This is a genomic window from Rugamonas sp. DEMB1 (assembly GCF_029834475.1).
In the GTDB taxonomy this organism is placed as follows: domain Bacteria; phylum Pseudomonadota; class Gammaproteobacteria; order Burkholderiales; family Burkholderiaceae_D; genus Rugamonas; species Rugamonas rubra.
Genome location: NZ_CP122407.1, coordinates 2,570,084 through 2,585,404, shown reverse-complemented (window position 1 = coordinate 2,585,404; position 15,321 = coordinate 2,570,084). Strand labels below are relative to the sequence as shown.

4 protein-coding genes are annotated in these 15,321 nt (G+C 68.8%); all 4 read right to left on the bottom strand.

Annotation, left to right across the window (positions count from 1 at the left end; genetic code table 11):
- Positions 1-3: 3 nt before the first annotated feature.
- From QC826_RS11785 to QC826_RS11770, 4 genes are read right to left on the bottom strand one after another with little or no spacing between them, the layout of a single operon-like run.
- Positions 4-360, bottom strand: coding sequence for a hypothetical protein (locus QC826_RS11785; RefSeq protein ID WP_279765791.1), 357 nt, complete (start codon positions 358-360; stop codon positions 4-6).
- Positions 344-6,697: a hemagglutinin repeat-containing protein gene (locus tag QC826_RS11780; protein WP_279765790.1), complete on the bottom strand. Its 6,354-nt coding sequence runs from the start codon at positions 6,695-6,697 to the stop codon at positions 344-346. Before QC826_RS11780 ends, QC826_RS11785 begins: the two co-directional genes overlap by 17 nt.
- Complete coding sequence (locus QC826_RS11775; protein ID WP_409567872.1) at positions 6,630-11,123, bottom strand: beta strand repeat-containing protein; 4,494 nt, start codon at positions 11,121-11,123, stop codon at positions 6,630-6,632. The genes QC826_RS11780 and QC826_RS11775 overlap by 68 nt, the downstream gene beginning before the upstream one ends.
- Positions 11,063-15,316: a filamentous hemagglutinin N-terminal domain-containing protein gene (locus tag QC826_RS11770; RefSeq protein ID WP_279765789.1), complete on the bottom strand. Its 4,254-nt coding sequence runs from the start codon at positions 15,314-15,316 to the stop codon at positions 11,063-11,065. The genes QC826_RS11775 and QC826_RS11770 overlap by 61 nt, the downstream gene beginning before the upstream one ends.
- Positions 15,317-15,321: the final 5 nt, after the last annotated feature.

The window sequence follows — 15,321 nt, the reverse complement described above, 5'->3', positions numbered from 1 at the left end:
AAATCAATTAGAAATTAAAAATTCATCAAGCAATTTCAAATTAAAACCGATTGCTTCGGTTGATGGCTCTAAACTAAACCGCTGTGAATTTTCATAATCCCAAAAATCTCCCGGAGAAAAATAATGCGGCCCAATCGCCAATGAAACTATCGCAACAAGAAAACCTCGATCAAAACTTACACGGTATTCCACCACATTTTTCCTATCTAACAGAAATCTAACGAAGTAGTCAGATTCAACATCATTACTAGGATGTCTTTCTTCAAAAATAACTATTTTTCTATTTTTACAAATTTCATAATATTCGGAAATTTTATTAAATAAAAAATCAAAACTCTGCATGTCATTTTTTAACAGCACGATAAAATCCTCCGTCTCTCACAATCATGTAACCATTACTAGTCAAATGATTGAACTCAAGCTTTGTAAAATATCCAGCATTTCCCGACGCTGGATTTCCCGTGAAAATAAAAGTTTTCCCTTTTGCAATTTGCTGATCCAAGAACGCCTTGTTTATCCCCCACATCTTATCAGATCCCAACTGACTTTGAACGGTACTCCAATCCGCCATTGAAAAATAGGTTGCACCTCTTGCTTGCGCGACAGCTTCATAGGAATCTGGACTACCAGCAATATATTTTCCCAGAACAACCTCAGATGCAGTCGAATTATGCGTCGAACTAGTGGCGGCTAGATTAAGTGTTTGTTTCAATAAATCAGGCGGCGCACCATCTCGATAGAAATTATTGAGCTTAGTAGTGAACGCCGAAACAGCATTCTCCATCGCAATTTTTGCTTCGGCAGCAGCAGTGGCCGAAATTTTCTTCTCTGCTGCCAATGCCACAGCACTCAAACCTGCTCCTGCCGGCAAAGCCTCTCCGGCAACCATCTCACCAGCAAATATACCTGCTCTATTGAGGCAATACACAATATTTGCTTGGCAAGCCTGCAATGCCGATTTGCTCATTGCCGCGAGAACAGGCGTCGCCGCAGCAACGACTTCGGCACTAAACACCATGGCAAGCGCTTTCGCAACTTGTGCACCGGCCTGATTGTTGCGGTCAAATACCTGTTGAGGCGTCAAGCCCGCATTAACTCTTGAAAACGCCGCTGAGTAAGCTACCACATTCTGAATATTGATGCTCGCATCATTATATTCATCCGCATGCATTTTCGCAAAATCGCGATAATCCCAGGTTATGCTTAAGGAAACATCTTTGCCGGTCATGCCGAGAACTGAAATGACCAGTTCATCGACCCGCCCTCCATCCTTAAGGTACGCGGTCTTATCTACCCAGCGCAACAACTGCCTCTCAATACGCGCAATAGCTTCCTCTTCTGTGATGTTCTCATTATTCTTCTTGGCTGCGAGCATCAACGCTCTTCCATTTTTCTCTGCTAACTTGATCTCCTTTTCGTGCAACTGCCGATTATTCGTGTCAGTGGTTAGCGCTGTCAGCGCTCCGGCTGTATCGCCGACGACAGAGCCAATTGCCAAAGCGGCAACCTCAGCCAAGCCCCCCGCTAATGCTGTGGCATCCGACTGACTTAAACCCTTGTCCTGCAACATAGTACGAACGCTATCTTGCATTTCACTAAGCTCGTTCGCGCCTTTCGCCACAGCCGCCGCACCTGCTGCGCCGCCAAAACCTCCCGTCAGCCCGCCGCTCACAGCATGAAGCGCTGTACGATAGAACCCGCCCTCCTTCCAGTTTTTGATCTCCGTCTTCAATGACTCACGTTTCTCGGGATCACGTTCAGCTTCAAGTTGATCCGACAGGGTATCGATCCGTTCATTGGCATACTTGGCGATCGCCTTCGGCGCTTGCGCACTGAAGGCCTGGGTGATAGCGACCTGGGCTTGCACTTCCTTCTGTAATTGCGCAGCATCCCACGCCTTGCCAAGCGCACCGGCCTTGCCAGCCGCATTTTCCGTTGTGACATCGCGATCTACGCTTGCCAGTACCAAACTGCCATCCTTGCCGCTTAGCTCTTGTTTAGACCCGTCCAAGATAGCCACAACGCCGCCACTTATGCCACTAACGGTTGTACTGCCCTGGCTGCCGCTAACCCCTCCTATCCCTCCACTTGAGACAGGCTTTCCGACGTTGGATACCTTGTCGTTCTTTGGCTGGTTCGTCACGTTGCTGACCGAGGCGGACACTGCAAAGCCGCTTGCGCTGTAGTTGTCCTTGTTCTTCAGATCGGTTGCGGTCAGGCTTCCAGTCAAGAGCCGGTTGTATCCCGAGTCGACCGCCGCCGCGCTGCTGCTCATCAACCCGCCCTTCAAGTCGGTGTTGCCCTCGACGTTGACCTGGAAACCGCCGTCGCCGGCCGTGATACCACTCTGCTCGAGCACGCTGAGGTAGTCACCCTTGACCTTGCTTTGGCTGTAGTTGACACTGCCACTCATGCCGTAGCAGGCCGGCGGAACGCAGACGCTAAGGCCGAGCCCGGCGCTGACCTGCTTGCTGTCGTAGGTGCTGCGGTCCTGCAGGCTTTCGATCTTCAGGTCCCCGCCAACATTGGCCACCACCGTCTTGCCGGCGACCACGCCGCCCTTCAGAGTGGTGTCGCCGCCGCTGCTCAGGACCACCAGGTTGCCGGCGTTGACGTGGCTGTTGACGTGGCCCAGGTCGTCGCCGTCGGCGTTGCCGCGCGCCTTGTTGACGGCGAAGTCCACCGTGAAGCCGTTCTGCTGGCCGCCAACGGCGAAACCAACTCCGATGCTGGCGCCGCTGGAGTTGTTGGTGCTGTGCTGGCTTGCCGTGCTTTCGGCCGCCAGCAGGCTCACTTGGTTGTCGGCGATCAGCGTCACGTCCTTACCGGCGTTGATGTCGCTGCCGATGGCGGTGATGTTGCTGTCCTTGCCGCCGCCGGTGGCCTTGATCGTAACGTTGCCGCCCGCCGCGATGGCCGAGCCGACCGCGACGCGGGCGCTCTGCACCGTGTTGCTCTCGGCCTTGGAGTTGCCCAGGCTGACGCTAACCTTCACCCCGGTCAACTTGCCGTTGGCGAGGTCGGACGCCGCGTCCTTCACCTCGTTCGACGTGAGCGCGCCATAGATGTTGTACGCCGCCAGCGCCTGCATCCGGGTGTCCTTGGTGTTCTTGGCGGCAGAGACCATGCTGCTGACGCTTTGCACCGCCGAGATCAACGGCGAGGAAACCGTTCCGCCGATCGCCGTCTTGGCGTACGTCGTGTGGTCGCTGTTGTCGCTGGTGCTGAACCCGGCGTTGACCAGCACGTCCTTGGCCGTGATGGCGATGTCGCCCTCCGGTGCCTTGACCTGGCTGGCCGTCTGCGTGTAGCGGCCGCCCGCCGTCAGCTCGACGTCGCCGCCCAGGCTGGCGACTTGGCTGCCGACCTCGGTGCTGTTGGCGTGCTTGCCGTCGGTGGTGGTCTTGACGGTGCCGACGGCCGGCTGGAAGTTGCTGCCGATGGTGCCCGACTTCTTGCTGCTGGTGGCGTAGTCGCCCGTGTCGCGGTCGGCCGCGCTGACGATGCTCAGGTCGCCCTTGGCGTTGATGCTGAGCTTCCCGTCGGCCACCACCGTGCTGGCCTTGACCACCGTGTCGCGCCCGCTGCTGGCGGCGATGCTGCCGCCGCTGAGCACGCTGCCGATCTGCCGCACCGTGTCGCCGTTGCCGCGCTTGTCGTCCTGGCTCTTGCTGTAGCCGATGCCGGTCGACAGGTTGAGGCTGAAGCCGCTCTGCTTGACCTGCGAGCTGTGCCGCTCGCTGCCGCTCTGCTCGGCGCTGGCGATCAGCAGGTCGCGCCCGGCGGCCAGCACCAGCGCGTCCGTCGCCGTCAGCTGGCTGGCGGTGACGGCGATGTCCCCGCCCGAGTGCACCGCCACGCCGGCGCCCGTCACGCTGCTGCCCACCACGTGGCTGCTGGCGCTGTAGTCGGCGCTGTCGCTGCTGCCCTTCTTGAACGTGCTCTTCCACTCGCGGTGGCTGGCCGTGTCAAGCAGGTGCTCCTCCTGCAGCTGCGTGATGGCGACGTCCCCCGTGGCGCGCAGCTCGACCTTGCCGCCGCCGGCCACGCCGCTGGCGACCAGGCTCAAGGCTCCGGTCTCCTTGGTGCCGGCCTTCAGCACCAAGTCGCCGCCGGCGGCGACGGCGGCGCCGACCACCGTCTCGTCGCGGTGCACGAGCTTGTCGTACATCTTGCTGCGCGGGTCGTTGCTGACGTCGACGTTGACCTCGTTCTTGACCGCAGTCACGCTCAGCGCGCGCCCGGCCTCGAGCGCGCCCTTGCCGCCGGCGACCAGCTGGGTGCCGCTCAGCGACAGGTCGCGCCCGGCCGTCATGGTCAGGTCGCCGCCCGTGCCGAGCTGGCTCAGCTGGTGGACGACGCTGTTGTCCTTCTCGGTGAAGCCCTGCGTCTGCGAGTGGTAGGTGCTGCCCGTCTGCACGGTGTTGAAGGCGATGTCGCGCCCGGCCGTGACGCTGGCGCCGGCGCCGGCGCGGATCGCCCCGGCCGTGTCGGCCACGTCGCGCCCGGCGGCCAGCGTCAGCGCACCCGTGGCGACAATGCTGGCCTGGTTCGACAGCGAGGTGAAGCTGCCGCTGATGACGCTGCCCGGCCGGGCGCCGCTGTACTCCTGCTTGATGCTCAGCGTCTGGTTGACGATGTCGCCGCCGGCCGTCAGCTCGAGCGCGTTACCGCGCACCGCGCCGCCCTGGTTGAGCAGGTCGCCGGCCGAGGTGAGCACGGTGCGGCCGTTGGCGCCGTCGATCAGGCCGCCACGGTTGACGATGCCGCCCTCGGTGGTCTCGATCTCGACACCCTCGCCGGTGACCAGCGCGCCGCCCGCTTTGACGGCGCCGGCGCCGGCGTGGGCCAGGTAGACCTTGGGCACCAGCACGGTGTCGCTGCTGCCGTCGGGCAGCACGACGTTCCGGCTTTCCAGCCAGACGATGTCGCTGGTCAGGTGGGCGACCTGCTCGGCGCTCAGCGAAATGCCGGGCCGCAGGCCGTATTCCTTGGCGTAGCTGATGCCGCTGTTGAGCAGCTCTTTATAGCGGCTGTCGTCGCTGGCGCCGTTGCGCGGGGCGCGGCCGGTCAGCTCGTCGAGCTGCTCGCGCACCAGGCGCTGCTCGTAGAAGGCGTCGCCCAGGCGTTTCTGTGTGGTGGCCGGGTCCATGTCGAGCGCCTTGAGCAGGTAGTCGCTGCCGATCCACTGGCCGTGGTTGGCGAACTGCTCGCGCGTTTCGAACACGTAGCTGGCGTTGGCGTCCGGGTTGCGGATGGACAGGCCGTTGCCGACGACCTTGAGCGGCGTGGGCTCGCCGCCCTGCTGGGCCGGCTTGTCGCCCTGCACCGCGCCGGCCGACCGGGCCAGGCTGGCGCCGGCGGCGCTGTTGACGTCGCCCAGCGCCTGGCCGTGCGAGGCGCCGGCGTTGGCGCGCAGGCCGGCGGTGGCGGCGTTGGCCGTGCCGCTGGCGTTGGCGCGCGCGCCGGCCTGGGCGGTGTTGGCGGTGCCGCTGGCATCGACACCGGCGGCGCCGGCGGCGCTGTTGGGCGGTACGCTGCGCACCGTGTAGCTGGCCGTCGCGGCGTTGTTGGCGCCGCCCTGGCCGAAGGCGCGGGCCAGCAGGGAGCCGAAGTTGCCGGCGCCGCTGCCGTTGGCGTGGCCGCCGCCGGCGGCGTTGTTGGCCACGCCGCTGGCGCCGGCCGGGCCGCCGCTGTTGCTGTTGTCGACCCAACCGCCGGCGGACTTGATGTCGCGCGCGGCGATGTCGGCGCTGCTGCCGAGCATTTGGATCGCGTCGCGGATGTTGCCGGCCGTGCCGGTCGCGGCGTCGACGTTGCTGAAGCTGCGGCCGACGATGCTCACCCCCTTGCCGCCGGCGATCACGCCGCCGGCCGAACCGGAAATGATATTCACCGTCGGCGCGGTGTAGGCCACCGCCTGGTGCTCGTCGGTGTACCAGGTGCCGTCGAAGGTGTGCGTGCTGTACAGGGTGACGCCCTCGTTGCTGACGGCGGCGCCGCCGTCGACGTTCAGCGCGCCGGTGGCCATGATCTCGCCGTAGCGGTTGGTCAGCGCCTGGCCGACGGTCAGGTGCATGTCGCCGCCGGAAACGATGCGGGCGGCGTTGCCGGCGCCGGGCGCCAACTTGTCCTCGACGACGACGTGGTGGGCGGTGCGCGCCACCTCGAGCTTGCCGGCCTGCGAGGCGACCGAGCGCACGGTGTCGCGGTTGATGAAGCGGCTCGGGTCGTCGTAGCCCGGCTGCGTGATGAAACGCACGCAGTTGGTGGTGCAATTGCCGTATTGGCTGGAGTATTGGACGTCCGGGCCTTGCCACTGTGTTACGTATTGCAAGTACACATAGGCGCCGTTCGGGTCGCCGCCGGCGTCCGGGTTGTGCTGGTCGTTGGCCCTTGTCGAGTAGTAGAGCACCCGCGTGCCCTCGGTTTGGAGGATGCGCTTGCGATCGCCGTAGGCGCTGTGCAGACCGGTGCTGACGCCGAAGAAGGCGGAATCGTTGGCGTGGGTGCGCAGCACCACGCGACCGATGATGTTGCCGTCCGCCAGCACGACCGGGGTGTCCTCGATGATGTCGGCCGGATTGACGTAATAGGCCTCGTGCGGCCAATAGTTGGCCGCGCCCGTTTCAAAGCGATTGTGGTTGTCGCCGTGGTGGTACCAGCTCGGCAGCACCATCTCCTTGGTCTCCTCCAAGGTCTGCTCCTTGACCAGGGTGACGTTCTCGCGGATGTTGTTGAGGCTGGCCGCGTTCAGGGTCAGGTCCCTTGGCCGCCTCGATGGTCGAGGAGACGTTGTTGACCAGGCCGGCCGCGCCGCCGCCCGCGCCGCCGGCCACCGTCAGCGAGCCGGCGCTGTAGATGGTGGCGCCGGCGGTGTTGTTGATCTGGCCGGCGACGTTGAGGCGCATCTCCGCGCCGCTGGCGCCCAGCAGGGCCGCCGCGCCGCTGTTGTTGAGGTTCTGCGCCGTCATGTCCAGCTTGCCGCCGACGACGGCGTTGCTGTTGTCGATGGTGCCGCCGCTGCTCAGCTCGACGGACGTGGTGCCCTTGATCTCGCCGGCGTTGCCCAGGTTGCCGGCGGCCTTGACCACCACCTTGTCCCCCTGCATGACGGCGCCGGCGTTGTTCGTCACGTTGCGGCCGGACAGCGTGAGCTGGCCCACCGCCTCGAACTTGGCCTGGTTGACGATGTCGCCGCTCACGCTCAAGCTCAGGTTGCGGTTGGCGCGGAACTGCTGGCCGCCGGCCTGGGTGTAGTCGCCGTCCATGCTCAGCGCCAGGTCGCGCCCGCCGAACAGCTCGCCGATGCCTTGCATCGCCTTGGTCGTCACGCTCAGGTCGCGGCCGGTGGTGATGTGGCCGCCCTCGTTGCTCAATTGCTCGGTGCGCAAGGCCAGGTCGGCCTGCGCGTCGGCGCCGGTGGCTAGGGTGCCGCCGTTGTTGTTGATCTGCTTGACGGCGATCTCGGCGTGGCCGCCGGAGACGATCTTGCCGCTGTTGTTCAGGCTGGCGCCGGCCTGCTTGAAGCTCAGCGTGCCGGCGCTGTTGATCTTGCCCTGGTTGTCGAGCAGCGTGGTGACGGCCAGCTCCATGGCCAGGCCGGCCGCGATGCTGCCGCCGGCGCCGTTGCGCAGGGTCGGCGCCGACAGCTTGAGCTTGCCGTTGCCGCCGATGGTGCCGTTGTTGTTCAGCTCGGTCTTGCCGGCCACCAGCGTGTCGCCGACGCCCAGGTTGACGATGCGGCCCGTGCCGTTGTCGATGCGCTGCGCGGTCACGCTGAGCGCGGCGGCGGCGCCCACGGCGGCGATCACGCCGCCGTCGTTGCCCAGCGCGCCGGCGACGTCCAGATGCAGGCCCTGGCCGGACTGGATGGTGCCGCCGGCGTTGTCGAGCTTGCCGGCCAGGGCCAGCACGGCCTTGCCGTCGGCGACGATCTTGCCGCCCCGGTTGCTCAAGTCCTTGCTGGTGAGCAGCAGGTCGGCGGCCGAGTCCTTGGCCGTGGCGATCTGGCCGCCGTCGTTGTTGACGCTGTCGGCGGCGATGGTGGCGGCGCCGCCGGCGAGGATCTGGCCGCTGTTGTTCAGGCGCGCGGCGGCCTGGTCGAAGCGGACGCCGGCGGCGCCGCTGATGGCGCCGGCGTTGTCGAGCTGGGCCGCGATGGCCAGCTCCATGTCGCCCACCGCCGCGATGCTGCCGCCGCTGCGGTTCTGCAAGGTCTGGGCGCGCAGTTCCAGCTTGCCGTTGGCGGCGATGCCGCCGCTGGTGATGGCGCTGTCGGCGAGCAGCGTGGTGTCGGCGCTGCCGACGTTGACGATGCGTCCGCCGCCGTTGTCGATGCTCGACGCCTGCAGCCGCAGCGCGCTGGCGCCGCCGAGCGCCTCGAGCGCGCCGCCGTCGTTGCTCAACACGCCGGCGGCGTTCAGCCGCAGGTCGCCGCCGGCCTGCACCGTGCCCCGGCTGTTGTCGAAGGCGCCGCCGCTGTCGAGCTTGGCGTCGCCGCTGGCCAGGATCTTGCCGCCGACGTTGCTCACGCTCTGGGCGCGCACGCCGATGGCGGCGCCGGAGCCGGTGGCGGTGGCGATGCTGCCGCCGTCGTTGTTGAAGCTGGCGGCGGCGAAGCTGGCCTGGCCGCCGGCCACCATGCTGCCGTTGTTGTTGAAGCTGGCGCCGCTCTGGTTGAAGTTGAGCGTACCGCCGCTGCTGACGCTGCCCCGGTTGTCGAGGCGCTGGCCGAAGGCCAGCTCGACGCTGCCGGCGCCGGCCAGCTTGCCGCCGGCGCCGTTCAACAGGGTCTGGCCGGACAGCTCCAGGCTGCCGTTGCCGGCGATGGTGCCGTGGTTGCTCAGGCCGGTCTGGCTGGCCACGCGGGTGACGCCGTGGCCGACGTTGACGATGCGGCCGCTGCCGTTGTCGAGCGCGCCCACCCGCAGGTCCAGCGTGGCGCCGGCGGCTAGCGCCTCGACGACGCCGCCGTTGTTGCTCAGCGTGCCGGCCGCAGCCAGGCTCAGCTTGTCGCCGGCCTGCAGCGTGCCGCCGCTGTTGTCGACGGCGCCGGCGACGTTGAAGGCGGCGCCGCCGCTGGCCAGCATGCTGCCGCCCCGGTTGCTCAGGCTCGCGCTGCTCAGCGTGATGTCGGCGCCGCCGTTGCGGGCGGTGGCGATCTGGCCGCCGTCGTTGTTGAAGGCGCCGGCCAGCAGCGTGGCCCGGCCGGCCGAGACCATGGTGCCCCGGTTGGCCACCTGGGCCGTGGCCTGGGCGAAGTCCAGGCGGCCGCCGCTGCTGACGGCGCCGGCGTTGGCTAGCCCTTGACCGACGTCGAGCAGCAGGTCGCCGGCCGAGGCGATGCTGCCGCCGGCCTGGTTGTCCAGCGTGGCGGCGGCCAGCGCCAGCGCGCCGTTGCCGGCGATGGTGCCGGAGTTGAGCAGGCTGGTGCGCGCGCCCACCGTGGCCGCGCCGGCGCCGACGTTGACGATGCGGCCGGCCGTGTTGTCGATGGCGCCGGCCTGCACGCTCAGGCTGCTGGCGGCCGAGGCCGCCTCCAGCAGGCCGGCGCTGTTGTTCAGCGCGCCGCCGGCGGCGACCGCCAGGTCCTTGCCGGCCTGCAAAGTGCCGTGGCTGTTGTCGAAGGCGCCGGCGATGTCCAGGCCGGCGTCGCCGCTGGCGATCACGCTGCCGCCCCGGTTGCTCATGCTGGCGCTGCGCAGGGCGATGGCGGCGCCGGAGTCCTTCAGCGTGAGCAGCTGGCCGCCGTCGTTGTTGAACACGCCGGCGGCGATGCTGGCCTTGCCGGCCGAGACGATCTGGCCGCTGTTGTTGACCTGCGCCGTGGTCTGGCTGAAGTCCAGCGTGGCGCCGCTGTGGATGGCGCCGAGGTTGTCGAGCCGCTGGCCGAGCGCCAGGTCGAGCGCCTGGCCCGAGGCGATGGTGGCGCCGGCCCGGTTGAGCAGGCTCTGCGCGGCGACGTCGAGCGTGCCGTTGCCGGCGACCAGGCCGCCGTTGTCGAGCGCGCCGTCGGCCGCCACGCTGGCGTGCCCGCCGCCGACGTTGACGATGCGTCCGCCGCTGTTGGCGATGCTGCCGGCGCGCAGTGCCAGCGTGGCGTTGGCCAGGGCCGCCTCGATGTTGCCGCCGCCGTTGTCGAGCGCGCCGCCGGCCGCCAGCGCCAGCGCGCGCTGCGCCTGCACGGTGCCGCCGGTGTTGTCGAGCGCGCCGGCCAGCGCGAGGCTGGCGGCGCCGTCGGCCAGCATGCTGCCGCCGCGGTTGCTCAGGCTGTGCGCGGCCAGCGTCAGGTCGGCGTCCGAGCCGCGCACGGTGGCGACGTGGCCGCCGTCGTTGTTGAAGCTGCCGGCCAGCAGGCTGGCCTTGCCGCCGGCGACGATGTTGCCGCTGTTGTTGACCTGCGCCGTGGCCTGCGCGAAGCCGAGCTCGGCGCGGCTGCTGATGTCGCCCTGGTTGTCGAGCCGCTGGCCGACGTCGAGCGCCAGCCCGGCGCCGGCGGCGATGCCGGCGCCGGCGCTGTTGCGCAGCGTCGCCGCCGCCACGGCCAGCGCGCCGTTGCCGGCGATGGTGCCGCTGTTGAGCAGCTCGCCGGCGGCGCCGACGCTGGCCGCGCCGACGCCGACGTTGACGATGCGCCCGCCGATGTTGGCCAGGCTGCCGGCCCGCACTTGCAGCCGGCTGGCCGCGTCGGACGCCTCGACCAGGCCGGCGCTGTTGTCGAACGCGCCGGCGGCGGCGATGCCGACGTCGCGGCCCGCCTGGATGGTGCCCTTGCTGTTGTCCAGCCCCTCGGCAAGCGCGAAGGCGATGTCGCGGTCGGCCTGCATGCTGCCGCCCCGGTTGCTCAGGCTGCCGCCGGCCAGCGCGATGTCGGCGCCGGACTGTTTGAGCGTGGCGACCCGGCCGCCGTCGTTGTTGAAGCTGAGCGCGGCCAGCCGCATCGCGCCGGCGGCGAAGATCTGGCCGCCGTTGTTGACACGCGCCGTGCTCTGGCTGAAGTCGAGCCTGGCGCCGCTGTCGATCCGGCCGAGGTTGTCGAGCTGCTCGGCCACGCCCAGCGTCAGCGCGCCGGCGGCGGCGATGCTGGCGCCGGCGCGGTTGTCGACGCTGCGCGCCTCCAGCGCCAGCGCGCCGTTGCCGGCGATGGTGCCGCCGTTGAGGATGGCGCCGCTGGCGGCCACGGCGGCGTTGCCGGCGCCGACGTTGACGATGCGCCCGGCGCGGTTGTCGATGTCGGCGGCGCGCACGGCCAGCGTGGCGTCGGCGGCGAGGCATCGACCAGGCCGTTGTGGTTGTCAAGGGCGCCGGCGGCGGTCAGCGCCAGGCTGTGCCCGGCCTGCAGCGTGCCTTGCGCGTTGTTGACGGCGCCGTTGATGCTGAACAGGGCGTTGCGGTCGGCCTGGATCAGGCCGTTCTGGTTGCTCAGCCCGCCGCTGGCGATGGCGATGTCGCCGCCGCCGCCCTTCAGCGTGGCGATCTGGCCGCCGTCGTTGTTGAGCAGGCCGGCGCTGTCGACACCGAGCTGGCCCTTGGCGACGATCTTGCCGGCGTTGACCACGCCGCCGGCGCCGCTGCCGATGTGCAGCGCGGCGCCGCTGTTGATGTTGCCCTGGTTGTCCAGCCGCTGGCCCAGCGTCAAGTCCAGCGCCTGGCCGGAGACGATGGCGCCGCTGGCGCTGTTGACGGCGACGGCGGCGTTCAGGCTGAGCGTGCCGTTGCCGGCGATCAGGCCGCTGTTGTAGAGGTAGCCTGCCGCCCGGACGCTGCTCGCGCCGCTGCCGGCGTTGACGATGCGGCCGTGGGCGTTGATGATGCTGGCGGCCGCCACCGCCAGCGCGCCGTCGCCGCCGACCGCCTCGATCAGGCCGGTGCTGTTGTCGAGCGCGCCGCCGGCGGCGATGCGCAGGTCGCGTCCGGCCTGCACGGTGCCGCCGGCGTTGTTGACGGTGTCGGCCACCGTCAGGGCGGCGCTGCCGTTGGCGACCATGCTGCCGCCCTGGTTGTCCAGGGTCGCGCTGCTGATGGCCAGGTCGGCGCCGCTGCCGATCCGTCCACCGTTGTCCAAGCGTCCGCTGACGGCCAGGCTCATCCGCTGTAGCGAACTCAGCAGGCCGTCGTTGCTCAGTCTGTCGGCGACCACGTCGAGGTCGCCGTTGGCGCTGATCTGGCCGCCGTTGACGATGCTGCCGGCGCCGATCTCGGTGGCGCCGCTGCCGCTGTTGACGATCCGGCCGGCGTTGTTGTCGATCGAGCCGGCATGCAGCCGCAGTTGGCTGGCGCCGCCCGTCGTCTCGACCAGGCCGCCACGGTTGAGCAAGGCGCCGGCCGCGTCGACGGCGATGTCGCGGCGCGCCTGCAGCACGCCGTCCTGGTTGTCGAGCTTGCCCGCCGTGGCGTTCAGCGTGGCGTCGCGGTCGGCCACGATCAGCCCGCCGTGGTTGCCGATCGACGCCGCGCTCAGGCGCAGGTCGCCGCCGCCGCCGGCGGCGGTGAGGAGGCGGCCGGCGTCGTTGTTGACGCCGGCCACCGCCACCACCAGGTCGTGGCCGGCGATGATCTGGCCGCTGTTGTTGAGCTGCGCCCCGGCCTGCTGGAAGTCGAGGTCGTGGCCGCTGCCGATGTTGCCCCGGTTGTCCAGTTGCTCGCGCACCGCCAGCGACAGGTCGGCGCCGGCCAGCACGCTGCCGGCGGCCTGGTTGTCCAGTGTCGCGGCGGCCACCGCCAGCCGGCCGTTGGCGCCGATCAGGCCGCTGTTGACGATCTCGCCGCGGCTGTCGACGCTGGCGTCGCCGCCGCCGGCGTTGACGATGCGTCCGCCGCTGTTGTCCAGCGACGCCGCCCGCAGGCCCAGCGTGGCGGCCGCGCCGATCGCCTCGAGCACGCCGCCCTGGTTGTCCAGCTTGCCGCCGGCGCTCAACTGCAGCGCCGCGCCGGCCTGCACCACGCCGCCGTGGTTGTCTACGGCGCCCGAGGCGCCCACCGTGGCCGCGCCGCTGGCGACGATCTTGCCCTGCTGGTTGTCCAGCGCGGCGCTGTCCAGGCCCAGGTTGCGGCCCGCCGTCAGCGTGCCGCCGTGGTTGTCGAAGGCGCCGGTGCGCAGCGTGGCGTCGCCGCCCACTTGCCAGACGCCGTCGCGCGCGCTGGTGGCGCCGCTGGCCAGGCGCAAGTCGCCCAGCACGGTGAGCTTGCCGGCGGCGCCGCCGATGCTGCCGCTGTCCAGCGTCAGGCCGGCGGCCGTCTCGATGAGTCCGCTGTGGTTGTCGAGCGCGCCGCCCACGCTCAGCCGCGCCGCGCCCGCCCCTGTGGGGGCGTCGGCGGCGGCGCCGGTCTGGCGCAGCACGCCGCCGCCGTTGTCGGCCGCGCCGCCGACCTGGACACCGAGCCAAGCCGCCTGAATCAAGCCCTTGCTGTTGTCGAGCCGGCCCACCTGGGCGTCGAGGGTGCCGCCCACCAGCAGGCGGCCGGCGTGGTTGTCGAAGCCGTCGACGCGGGCGCTGAAGTCGTGCGCCACGTTGATCTGGCCGTTGCGGTTGCTGAAGTCGGCGCCGCGCAGGGCCAGCTTGTCGACATTCAGGCGCCCGCCGGCGTTGTCCAGCGCACCCGCGTCGAGCGCGACGGCGCCGCCGGCGACGATCTGGCCGGCGGCGTTGTTGATGCCGCCGGCCACGCGCAGCGTGCCGTCCGCCACCGGTGCAGGTGCCGGCGTGGGCGGCACGGCCGCGCCGTCGGCCGGCTTGGCCGGCGTCGCCGGGTCGGTGCCGGCGCCGCCGTCGCCCGCGTTTGTGCCGCTTCCCGCGCCTGTGCCCGTGCCCGTGCCGGTCCCGCCGCCGTCGGCGGCGGCCGCAGCCGGCGCGCCGATTTGTCCGCCATGGGTGTTCAGCACGCTGGCGGCCTGCACGGCCAGCGCCGCGCCTCCACTCTGCAGCAACTTGCCGGCCTGGTTGTTGAAACCGCCGGCCGCGCTACTCAGCGCGAAACTGCGCGCCTGCATGGTGCCGCCGGCGTTGTCGATATCGCCCTGCGCCGCCAACTCGGCCGTGCTCGCGCTGTTGAGCATGCCGCTGTTGCGCACGCTGGCGGCGCGCGCCCGCAAGGCCTGGGCGTTGAGCGTGCCGCTGTTGGCCAGCTCGGCCGCCGATTCCACCGCCAGGGTCTTGCCGGCGTTGACGCCGCCGCTGTTGGCCAGCGCGCCGCCGCTGCGCAGCGTGACGTCCGCCGCGCCGTCGATCTTGCCGCTGTTGGCGACGCCCCCGCCCGTCTGCACCTGCAGCAGCGCGCTGGCCGCCAGGCTGCCGCTGTTCTCCAGGCGTCCCTCGCTGGTCACCACCAGCTCGCCGGCGCCGGCGCCGATGCTGCCGGCGTTGCGCACGCCGACGCCGGCCTCGGTGCCGACCAGGGTGATCTTGTTGGCGTACATGCCGCCCAGCAGGCTGGCGTCGACGCCGTAGCGCGGCGCCACGCCTTCGGCGGCGTCCGGCAGCGCGGTGGCGCCCTGCGCGGCGTCGACCTGGTTGGCGCCGCTGAGCACCGTCAATTGCTGCGCCCACAGGCCGGCGTTCACGCTGAGCGAACGGGCGATCAGGTAGGTGTAGTCGGTCTGGCGCGCGTCCAGCCCGGCGCCCTGGATGCTGATCTCGCCGCGCTGCACGCGGTAGCCGTCGATCGCGCCGTCCCTCAGCAGCGGCGCGCCGGTGCTCAGCGTGGCGCGGCTGACGTTGATGAAGCCGGCGCCGTCGACGACGATGCCGGCCGGGTTGGCGATCACCGTCTCGGCGCGGCTGCCGGCCACCTCGATGTAGCCGCGCAACTGGCTGGGCGCGCTGGAATTGACCTCGTTGAGGATAACCCGGGCGCTGCCGTGGGCCATCCAGGGGTTGCCGTCGATCCAGCCGCCGAGCTGGGTCTGCACCGGCGTGCGCGAATTGTTCAACACCGCGCCGGCCTTCGGCACGTCGAACCGGCTGTAGACATTGCGCGACACGCCGGCCGCGCTGGGCGTCTGCACGTTGACCTGCAACACGCCGTTGGCGGCGTTCAGCACCGTGGCCTGCTGGCGTCCGGCGGCGGCGGGATCGGCGACGATCTGCGCCGCCGCCATGCCGGCGGCCAGGCCGCCCAGGCCGAAGGCGCCGAACAGCGCCAGCGCCAGCGCGCGCAGCCGCGTCGCCAGTGCGCCGGCCGGGCCGCCCGGCGCGCGGCCCGACGCCGCCGCGCCCTCGCCCATGCCCTTGCCGCTGCTGCGCGCGTTTTCCGCCACGGCCATGACCATGCCACGGGCTTTGTTGAAGATGATGCGATAGCGAAGTTTGTTCATGTCGG

Excerpts from the sequence above, each read along its gene's own strand:
- QC826_RS11770 (WP_279765789.1), bottom strand. The coding sequence starts at position 15,316 with ATGAACAAACTTCGCTATCGCATCATCTTCAACAAAGCCCGTGGCATG.